Annotated in this window: 9 protein-coding genes; 6 read left to right on the top strand and 3 right to left on the bottom strand. The window is 73.1% G+C overall.

Annotation, left to right across the window (positions count from 1 at the left end; genetic code table 11):
- Nucleotides 1-86: 86 nt before the first annotated feature.
- Nucleotides 87-872: an SDR family NAD(P)-dependent oxidoreductase gene (locus ACWD3O_RS32745; protein WP_451414041.1), complete on the bottom strand. Its 786-nt coding sequence runs from the start codon at nucleotides 870-872 to the stop codon at nucleotides 87-89.
- Nucleotides 873-1,323: 451 nt separating this feature from the next.
- Entirely contained in the window at nucleotides 1,324-1,656 is a 333-nt protein-coding gene (locus ACWD3O_RS32740; protein ID WP_451414042.1) for a YnfA family protein, read from the bottom strand.
- Between the two features lie 125 nt (nucleotides 1,657-1,781).
- On the opposite strand from ACWD3O_RS32740, the gene ACWD3O_RS32735 reads away from it, so the two are divergent.
- From ACWD3O_RS32735 to ACWD3O_RS32720, 4 genes are read left to right on the top strand one after another with little or no spacing between them, the layout of a single operon-like run.
- On the top strand, nucleotides 1,782-2,933 hold the full coding sequence (locus tag ACWD3O_RS32735) for an LLM class flavin-dependent oxidoreductase (RefSeq protein ID WP_451414067.1): 1,152 nt from the start codon (nucleotides 1,782-1,784) through the stop codon (nucleotides 2,931-2,933).
- Nucleotides 2,930-3,553, top strand: coding sequence for an FMN reductase (locus tag ACWD3O_RS32730; RefSeq protein WP_451414043.1), 624 nt, complete (start codon nucleotides 2,930-2,932; stop codon nucleotides 3,551-3,553). Before ACWD3O_RS32735 ends, ACWD3O_RS32730 begins: the two co-directional genes overlap by 4 nt.
- Before the next feature lie 42 nt (nucleotides 3,554-3,595).
- Complete coding sequence (locus ACWD3O_RS32725) at nucleotides 3,596-4,315, top strand: response regulator transcription factor (protein ID WP_451414044.1); 720 nt, start codon at nucleotides 3,596-3,598, stop codon at nucleotides 4,313-4,315.
- Between the two features lie 4 nt (nucleotides 4,316-4,319).
- The gene (locus ACWD3O_RS32720) at nucleotides 4,320-5,717 is read left to right on the top strand and encodes a HAMP domain-containing sensor histidine kinase (protein ID WP_451414045.1); all 1,398 of its coding nucleotides are present in this window, start codon (nucleotides 4,320-4,322) and stop codon (nucleotides 5,715-5,717) included.
- On the opposite strand, the gene ACWD3O_RS32715 is transcribed toward ACWD3O_RS32720, so the two are convergent.
- The gene (locus ACWD3O_RS32715; RefSeq protein WP_451414046.1) at nucleotides 5,707-6,900 is read right to left on the bottom strand and encodes an RtcB family protein; all 1,194 of its coding nucleotides are present in this window, start codon (nucleotides 6,898-6,900) and stop codon (nucleotides 5,707-5,709) included. The genes ACWD3O_RS32720 and ACWD3O_RS32715 overlap by 11 nt on opposite strands.
- 203 nt (nucleotides 6,901-7,103) lie before the next feature.
- Between ACWD3O_RS32715 and ACWD3O_RS32710 the strand changes: the two genes are divergently transcribed.
- Nucleotides 7,104-8,036, top strand: coding sequence for a DUF3558 domain-containing protein (locus ACWD3O_RS32710; RefSeq protein ID WP_451418382.1), 933 nt, complete (start codon nucleotides 7,104-7,106; stop codon nucleotides 8,034-8,036).
- Between the two features lie 179 nt (nucleotides 8,037-8,215).
- The gene (locus ACWD3O_RS32705; RefSeq protein WP_451418381.1) at nucleotides 8,216-9,037 is read left to right on the top strand and encodes a DUF3558 family protein; all 822 of its coding nucleotides are present in this window, start codon (nucleotides 8,216-8,218) and stop codon (nucleotides 9,035-9,037) included.
- Nucleotides 9,038-9,110: the final 73 nt, after the last annotated feature.

Below are 9,110 nucleotides of genomic sequence, written 5' to 3'. Positions count from 1 at the left end.
GCGGCGCCCGTCCACAGACTGTGGACGGGCGCCGCCCGGGCCTTCTCGGGTGCCCTCGGGGCGGCGATGCCGGGCGCCGGGCGGGGTCAGAGCTCCCGGTGCACCTTGGTGTTGGACGCCTGGGCGCGGGGGCGGACCACCAGCAGGTCGACGTTGACGTGGCTGGGGCGGGTGACCGCCCAGGCGATGGTGTCGGCGACGTCGTCCGCGGTCAGCGGCTCGGCCACGCCCCGGTAGACCTTGGCCGCCTTCTCCTCGTCCCCGTGGAAGCGGGTGAGCGCGAACTCCTCGGTCTTCACCATCCCGGGCGCGATCTCGATCACCCGGACCGGGGTGCCGACGATCTCCAGCCGCAGGGTCTCCGCGAGGACGTGCTCGGCGTGCTTGGCGGCCACGTAGCCGGCGCCGCCCTCGTAGGTGGCGTGACCGGCGGTGGAGGAGACCACCACGACCGTGCCGTCGCCGCTCGCGGTAAGGGCGGGCAGCAGCGCCTGGGTGACGTTGAGGGTGCCGATCACGTTCGTCTCGTACATGGTCCGCCACTCCTGCGGGTCGCCGGTGGCCACCGGGTCCGAGCCGAGGGCCCCGCCGGCGTTGTTGACCAGCACGCCGACGGTCTTGAAGGCGGTGGCGAACTCGTCGACGGCGGCGCGGTCGGTGACGTCCAGGGCGTACGCGGTGGCGGAGTGGCCGGCTGCGGTGATCTCCTCCGCGAGCGCCTCGATGCGGTCCTTGCGGCGGGCGGTGAGGACGACGCGGTACCCCGCCGCGGCGAGCTGCCGCGCGGTGGCGGCGCCGATGCCGCTGCTGGCGCCGGTGACGACGGCGATGCGGGAGGCGGGGGTGGGGGTGGCGGTGTAGGCGGCGGTCATACGGCGCGGCGCTCCCGTTCGAGTCGTTTCCACGGACCCCGCCACCTTAAGCACCACCCCCCTGCCCCCGGCACCCCGTCCCACTCCGGGCAGCGCGGGGTGCGGCACGGGGGCCGGGACGGCGCGGGGGCCAAGTGCGGTGCGGGGCCGGGCAGCGCGGGCGCCGGGGCAGCGCAGGGGCCGGGGCAGCGCGGGCGCCGGGGCAGCGCAGGGGCCGGGGCAGCGCGAGGACCGGGACGGCACGGGAGCCAGGGCGGCGCAGGGACCGGGACGGCACGGGAGCCAGGGCAGCGCGGTGGCCGCGGCAGCGCAGGGGCCGGGGCAGCGCGAGGACCGGGACGGCGCGGGCGCCAGGGCAGCGCGGTGGCCGCGGCAGCGCAGGGGCCGGGGCAGCGCAGGGGCCGGGACGGCGCAGCGCGGGGGGCGCGGCGCCAAGGGAGGACGCGGCGGGTCAGCGGCGGGGGGCGTACATGATCACCGCCATGCCCGCGAGGCAGACGAGCGCCCCCACGACGTCCCACCGGTCCGGCCGGTACCCGTCCGCGACCGCCCCCCACGCGAGGGACCCGGCGACGAAGACGCCCCCGTACGCCGCCAGCACCCTCCCGAACTCCCCCTCCGGCTGGAACGTCGCGACGAACCCGTACGCCCCCAGCGCCAGCACCCCCGCCCCGATCCACGCCCAGCCCCGGCTCTCCCGGAACCCCTGCCAGACCAGCCACGCGCCGCCGATCTCCAACACCGCGGCCAGCGCGAACAGCGCCGCGGACCTCACGATCACCATCGGGTCACCATGCCATGCCATGCCGCGGGCGGCGGCACACCTGTCGCCCCGGAATACCTGTCGCCCCCGCCTCGTTCTCGGATATAGTTCAATGGTCAACAACATTGGAGTGAGCGACCATGACCATGGAGTTCGGGATCTTCTCGGTCGGCGACGTGACGCCCGACCCCACCACCGGCCGGACCCCCACCGAGCGCGAGCGCATCAAGGCCATGGTCGCGATCGCGCTGAAGGCGGAGGAGGTCGGCCTCGACGTCTTCGCGATGGGCGAGCACCACAACCCGCCCTTCGTGCCGTCCTCGCCCACCACCATGCTGGGCTGGATCGCAGCGCGGACGAACACGCTCACCCTCTCGACCTCGACGACGCTGATCACCACCAACGACCCGGTGAAGATCGCCGAGGACTACGCGATGCTCCAGCACCTCGCGGACGGCCGCGTCGACCTGATGATGGGCCGCGGCAACACCGGCCCGGTCTACCCCTGGTTCGGGCAGGACATCCGCCAGGGCATCAACCTGGCCATCGAGAACTACGCCCTGCTCCACCGCCTGTGGCGCGAGGAGGTCGTGAACTGGGAGGGCAAGTTCCGCACCCCGCTGCAGGGCTTCACCTCCACCCCGCGCCCCATGGACGACGTGCCCCCGTTCGTCTGGCACGGCTCGATCCGGTCCCCCGAGATCGCCGAGCAGGCCGCGTACTACGGGGACGGGTTCTTCCACAACAACATCTTCTGGCCCGCCGACCACACCCGCCGGATGGTCGAGTTCTACCGCACCCGCTTCGCCCACTACGGGCACGGCCGGCCCGAGCAGGCGATCGTCGGCCTCGGCGGCCAGGTGTTCATGCGGAAGAACTCCCAGGACGCCGTCCGCGAGTTCCGCCCCTACTTCGACAACGCGCCGGTCTACGGCCACGGCCCCTCGCTGGAGGAGTTCACCCGTGACACCCCGCTGACCGTCGGCTCCCCGCAGCAGGTCATCGAGCGCACCCTGTCCTTCCGCGAGGTGGCCGGCGACTACCAGCGCCAGCTCTTCCTCATGGACCACGCCGGGCTGCCGCTGAAGACCGTGCTCGAGCAGCTCGACATCCTCGGCGAGGAGGTCGTGCCGGTGCTCCGCGAGGAGTTCGCCAAGGGCCGCCCGGCCGACGTGCCCGACGCGCCGACCCACGCCTCCCTCGTCGCCAGGGCGAAGGCCGAGGCCGAGGCGAAGGCCGGCACCGGGGCCGGGACTGCGCTGAACGACACCACGAAGGAGAAGGAGGCCGCACGATGAAGCTGGCCGTCGTCTCGGCGGGACTGAGCGTCCCGTCCTCCACCCGGCTGCTGGCCGACCGCCTCGGCCGCGCCACCGCCGACCGCACCGGCGCGGACGTCCAGGTGATCGAGGTGCGCGACCTCGCCGTCGAGATCGCGCACAACTTCACCAACGGCTTCCCCGGCCGCGAGCTGGCCGCCGCGCAGGAGGCGGTGACCGCCGCCGACGGACTGATCGTCGTCACCCCGGTCTTCTCCGCCTCCTACAGCGGGCTCTTCAAGGCCTTCTTCGACGTGCTCGACAAGGACGCCCTGGACGGCAAGCCGGTGCTGGTCGCCGCGACCGGCGGGTCCGCCCGCCACTCCCTGGTCCTGGACCACGCACTGCGGCCGCTCTTCTCCTACCTGCGCGCCGTGGTGGTGCCCACCGGCGTCTACGCGGCTTCCGAGGACTGGGGGGCCGAAGGGCTCCAGGAGCGGATCGAACGCGCCGCCGGCCAGCTCGCCGCGCTGATGTCCGGCCCGGCCGAGCTGCCCGCCGCCCGCTCCGCGCGGGAGGACGACCCCGGCGTCGTCCGGGTCGGCGACCTGGAGACCGTCCCCTTCGAACAGGCACTCCAGGCGCTGCGCACCTCCTGAGCCGCACCGTGGGGCACGGACCCGGAATGACAGGATGGGTCCGTGCCCCACACCGTGCTGCTCGCCGAGGACGACCGCGCCATCCGCAACGCCCTCGCCCGCGCCCTCACCCTCGAGGGATACGCGGTCACCGCCGTCGCGGACGGCGCCGCCGCGCTCGAACAGGCCACCGCGGCCGCGCCCGACGTGCTGGTGCTGGACGTGATGATGCCCGGCGTCGACGGCCTCCAGGTCTGCCGCGAACTGCGCGCCCGCGGCGACCGCACCCCGATCCTGATGCTGACCGCGCTGGTGGAGACCGCCGACCGGATCGCCGGCCTGGACGCCGGCGCCGACGACTACGTGCCCAAGCCCTTCGAGGTCGAGGAGGTCTTCGCACGCCTGCGCGCCCTGCTCCGCCGGGCCGGCAAGGAACCCCTCCGCCACCCCGCCCCGCAGGACCCCGACACGGCGCGCGACCCCCGGACCCTCGACGCCGCCGGGCTGCGGATGGACCCCTCCGCCCGCCGCGTCTGGCGCGGCGACCGCGAGATCGAGCTCACCCGCACCGAGTTCGACCTGCTGGAACTGCTCCTCCGCCACGCCGGCGTCGTCCTCGAGCACGCCACCATCTACGACCGCATCTGGGGCTACGACTTCGGCCCCGGCTCCAAGAACCTCGCCGTCTACGTCGGCTACCTGCGCCGCAAGCTGGACGAGCCCGGCGCCCCGCAGCTGATCCACACCGTGCGGGGCATCGGGTACGTGCTGCGGGAGGGCTGAGCCGGTGCCCGGACTCCTCGGCCGGCTGGCCTCGCTGCGCACCGGCTTCGCCGTCTCCTTCGCCGCCGTCGCCGCCGCCGTCACCGTGGTGGTCGGCCTGCTCTCCTACAACGCCGCCGCGCGGATGGTGCGGGTGGACCAGCAGACGATATTCGCCGAGGTCGTCGGCGACCTGAAGGCCGAGGTCCGGCAGCGGCGGATGACGCCGGAGGACTTCTCCTCGCACGTCCCCGGGCACGACATCGTCCGCCCCAGTCGCACCGTCGTGCAGGTCCTCGGACCCGACGGATCGGTGGACGACCCCGGACGCCCCGCCCTGCCGGTCACCGACGAGGACCGCCGCACCGCCCTGCGGCGCACCGCCGGCCTCACCGTGGAGCACGCCGACATCGTGGCCGGCCACGACATCTACCGCATCGCCACCGTCTCCCTCGGCGACGGACGCGGCGCGGTCCAGGTCGCCCACGAGTTCAGCGACACCGAGGACCTGCTGCGCGAACTCCAGCGCCGCACCGCCTGGCAGATCGTCGCCGTGGTCTTCGCCGCCGGCCTCTTCGGCTGGTGGCTCGCCCACCGCATCACCCGCCGCCTGGTCGCCCTCACCGACGCCGCCGAGGCCGTGGCCCGCACCCGGCACCTGTCCATCCAGGTCCCGGTCACCGGCGCCGGCGAGGTGGGCCGCCTCGGCCGCTCCTTCGACCGCATGCTGGACCGGCTCGCCCGCTCCGAGGAGGACCAGCGCCGCCTGGTCCAGGACGCCGGCCACGAACTGCGCACCCCGCTGACCTCGCTGCGCACCAACATCTCGATGCTCCGCCGGATCGACGAGCTGCCGCCCCGGGTCCGGGAGGAACTGGTGGAGGACCTGGCCACCGAGTCACGCGAGCTGACCGACCTGGTGAACGAGCTGGTCGACCTCGCCGCCGGCCAGTCGGACGCCGAACCGGTCCGCCCGGTCGACCTCGCCGAGCTCGCCGAGGACGTCGCCGTGCACGCCCGCCGCCGCACCGGCCGGGACATCCGCGTCCTGGCCACCGGCGACACCACGGTCGACGGCCGCGCCGCCGCCCTCCAGCGCGCCGTCTCCAGCCTGGTGGAGAACGCCGCCAAGTTCGACCAGGACGGCACCGCCCCCATCGACGTCCGGGTGGTCCGCCACCGCGGCACCGGCCACCTCCGCGTGGAGGTCCTGGACCGCGGCCCGGGCATCGCCCCCGCCGACCTCACCCGCGTCTTCGACCGCTTCTACCGCACCCCCGCGGCCCGCAGCCTCCCCGGCTCCGGCCTCGGCCTCTCGATCGTCCGCGAGGTCGCCGTCTCCCACAACGGCTCCCCCTTCGCCTTCCGCCGCGAGGGCGGCGGCTCCGTCATCGGCTTCACGGTGGACGAGGTCAGCCCTTGACGCAGACGACCTGCTTGAGCTGCGCGACCACGGCCACCAGGTCCCGCTGCTGGTCGATGACCTGCTCGATCGGCTTGTAGGCCGCCGGGATCTCGTCCACCACTCCGGAGTCCTTGCGGCACTCCACGCCCGCCGTCTGCCGCTCCAGGTCCGCGGCCGAGAAGCGCCGCTTGGCCGCGCTGCGGCTCATCCGCCGGCCCGCGCCGTGCGAGGCCGAGTTGAACGACTTCTCGTTGCCCAGGCCCTTCACGATGTACGAGCCGGTGCCCATGGACCCCGGGATGATTCCGTACTCCCCCGACCGCGCGCTGATCGCGCCCTTCCGGGTGACCAGCAGGTCCATGCCCTCGTAGCGCTCGCGGCTGACGTAGTTGTGGTGGCAGCTGATCTCCTGCTCGAAGGTCACCCTGGCCTTCTTGAACTCCTTGCGGACCACGTCCTTGAAGAGCGCCATCATGATCGACCGGTTGAAGCGGGCGTACTCCTGCGCCCAGTACAGGTCGTTCTGGTAGGCCGCCATCTGCGGGGTGTCCGCGACGAAGACCGCCAGGTCGCGGTCGACCAGGCCCTGGTTGTGCGGCAGTCGCTGGGCCACGCCGATGTGGTGCTCGGCCAGTTCCTTGCCGATGTTCCGCGAGCCGGAGTGCAGCATCAGCCACACCGCACCCTCGGTGTCCAGGCAGAATTCAATAAAATGATTACCTGATCCAAGCGTTCCCGCCTGCTTCGCGGCCCTCTCCTCGCGGAACCTGACCGCCTCGGCGACCCCGTCGAACCGCGCCCACAGGTCGTCCCAGGCCGCGGTGGCGAAGCCGTGCAGCCGGCCCGGGTCCACCGGGGAGTCGTGCATGCCGCGGCCCACCGGAATGGCCTGCTCGATCTTCGACCGCAGCCGCGAGAGGTCCCCCGGCAGGTCGTTGGCGGTCAGCGAGGTCTTCACCGCGGACATCCCGCAGCCGATGTCGACGCCCACCGCCGCCGGGCAGACCGCGCCCCGCATGGCGATCACGGAACCCACGGTCGCGCCCTTGCCGTAGTGGACGTCCGGCATCACCGCGAGGCCCTTGATCCACGGCAGCGTCGCCACGTTCTGGAGCTGCCGCATGGCGCCGTCCTCCACGGACGCCGGATCCGTCCACATCCGGATCGGCACCTGCGCCCCCGGTACCTCGACGTACGACATGACCGACCATCTCCCCCGAAAAGCGACAACAGAGAACAGCGAACGAGAGCCGACGGGCTCAGCGGATTCAGGCAAACGCGAAATGCATGACCAACGTCACGAATGGGACCGCGAACCGGCGTTCCCGGTGGCGTGTGCGATACACATTGTCTGCCGGGACCCCGTTCCCCCGGCAACCGATTAACCCCGAGAGGAGCCCGACCGTGCAGCGGAAGGCGTTCACCATCGGCACCGCCGCGCTGCTCGCGGCCGTGCTGGCCGGCTGCAGCGGCGGCCCCTCCGAGGGCGAGCAGGCCGACGACTCCAAGCCGGGCGCGCAGAACGCCACCACGGCCGAGGCCGAGCCTGGCCGCTACCAGACGCTGCCCGAGCCCTGCGGCGTGATCGGCGACGAGCGGCTGGAGGAACTGCTCCCCGGCCTGCGGAAGATCGCGGACGCCAGGAAGCGCGAGGCCGCCTACGAGGGCAAGGCGTCGCTCACCTTCGACCTGGACCGCCAGGTCGGCTGCCGCTGGCAGGCCGAGTCCCGTGACGCCACCTCCTCGCTCGCCCTGGACTTCGAGCGGGTGGTCTCCTACGAGCCCGGGGTGAGCGACGAGGACAAGGCCGGGGAGCTGTTCGCCGACCTCCGCGACGAGGCCGGCGTGCCCGCCCCCGGCGCCGGGCAGTCCGCCGACGCGTCCGGATCCGCGTCCGCCTCCCCCACCTCCTCCGCCTCGGAGAAGCCCGGGAAGAAGACGGGCGGGACCGACGCGTCCGCATCCGGCTCCCCCGACGCCGGCTCCGACGCCGAGGCCGAGGCCGGTGCCGACACCGAGGCCGAGGCCGGTGCCGACACCGAGGCCACCGCCTCCGCCTCGGCCACCGCCTCGGCCACCGCCACCGGCCCGGTGGACCTCGCCCCGCGCGCCCTGGAGGACCTCGCGGACGAGGCGTTCCTCGACGACGACCTCGGGACCGCCGGAACCACCGCTTCCGAACGCACCGTCACTGTGGTGTTCCGCACGTCCAACGTCCTCGTGAAGATCGATTACACGAGCCGTCCGACGCGCGCCGGAGAGACCGCGGACAGCGAGGAAATGCAGGACAGGGCCCAGGAACTGGCCGCCGAGCTGGTCGAGGAACTGCTCGGCTGACACCTTGGCACAGCCCTCGCCCGGCTGTCCGGCGAACGTCCCGGCGCGGGCGACGGGTCCCGCCCACCGCGTACCGTGACCTGTCGGACCGGGATCGAGCACCACGCCTGACGTCATCCGCCGGGTCGGGGGTATCCGGGTCCCGCAGGAGCCGAAGCGAAGCCGTGAGTGAAGGAACCATGCAGCGAGCGCACCGAGCCAACCGTCCCGTTCAGCGAGTCGTCCGCGCCCTGACCGGCGCGGCAGTCGTCCCCGTGATGCTCGTCGCCGCGGGGTGTTCCTCGGACGCCGAGCCGACGGCCGACGCCAAGCAGAGCGCGAGCAGCAGCGACAAGCCCTCCGCGAAGGCATCGCCGACCGTCGAGCCGGCCGCCTACGAGAGCCTGCCCAAGGCGTGCGACACGCTCGGCAAGAAGACGCTGGGCGAGCTGGTGCCCAAGGGCTCGAAGACCGAGAAGGCCGGCCGCACCGACGACGAGGGCAACCGGTCGAGCTGCACCTGGAACAGCCTGGACGACAACGGCGTCGACGGCTCCCAGTACCGCTGGCTGAGCGTCTCCCTGCTGCGCTTCGACTCCGACCCGGTCCGCGGCGCGGCCGCGACGCAGGCCGAGGAGCAGTACCAGGCCATGATCGAGGAGGCCCGGAACACCTCCGACGCCAAGAAGGTAGCCGCCGAGCCGGTCAAGGGCATCGGCGGGGAGGCCACCCTGGTCACCTACGACCTGAAGAAGAAGGAGGGCCTCTTCAAGCAGCAGACCGTGGTCGCGCTGGTCGAGAACGTCGTGGTGACGGTCGACTACAACGGCGCCGGTCTGGCGGGCGAGGACGCCCCGAGCGTGAAGAAGCTGAGCGAGCGGGCGGTCGACGCCGCCGAGGAGGCCGCCGCGAAGGTCGCCGAGGCGAACGGCGACGGTGACGGCGACGGTGACGGCGGCTCCGGTTCCGGCGCCTCCGCCTCCCCGTCGGCCTCCCCCTCCTCCTCCGCCACCAAGTCCTGACGCCCGGGCGCCACTTCGCCTAGGGCCTGCCCCCCTGGGGCCCGGCCTAGGGCCTGCCCCCTGGGAGACCCGA

The sequence above is a fragment of the Streptomyces sp. NPDC002640 genome (genome assembly GCF_053592575.1).
The sequence above is the reverse complement of the archived record's forward strand: the minus strand, read 5'-3'. Positions and strand labels throughout refer to the sequence as shown.

What these genes read in the sequence shown, in the direction of transcription:
- ACWD3O_RS32715 (WP_451414046.1), bottom strand. Translation starts at nt 6,900, where the DNA reads ATGTCGTACGTCGAGGTACCGGGGGCGCAGGTGCCGATCCGGATGTGG.
- ACWD3O_RS32705 (WP_451418381.1), top strand. Translation starts at nt 8,216, where the DNA reads ATGCAGCGAGCGCACCGAGCCAACCGTCCCGTTCAGCGAGTCGTCCGC.
- ACWD3O_RS32730 (WP_451414043.1), top strand. Translation starts at nt 2,930, where the DNA reads ATGAAGCTGGCCGTCGTCTCGGCGGGACTGAGCGTCCCGTCCTCCACC.
- ACWD3O_RS32740 (WP_451414042.1), bottom strand. Translation starts at nt 1,656, where the DNA reads ATGGTGATCGTGAGGTCCGCGGCGCTGTTCGCGCTGGCCGCGGTGTTG.
- ACWD3O_RS32735 (WP_451414067.1), top strand. Translation starts at nt 1,782, where the DNA reads ATGGAGTTCGGGATCTTCTCGGTCGGCGACGTGACGCCCGACCCCACC.
- ACWD3O_RS32745 (WP_451414041.1), bottom strand. Translation starts at nt 872, where the DNA reads ATGACCGCCGCCTACACCGCCACCCCCACCCCCGCCTCCCGCATCGCC.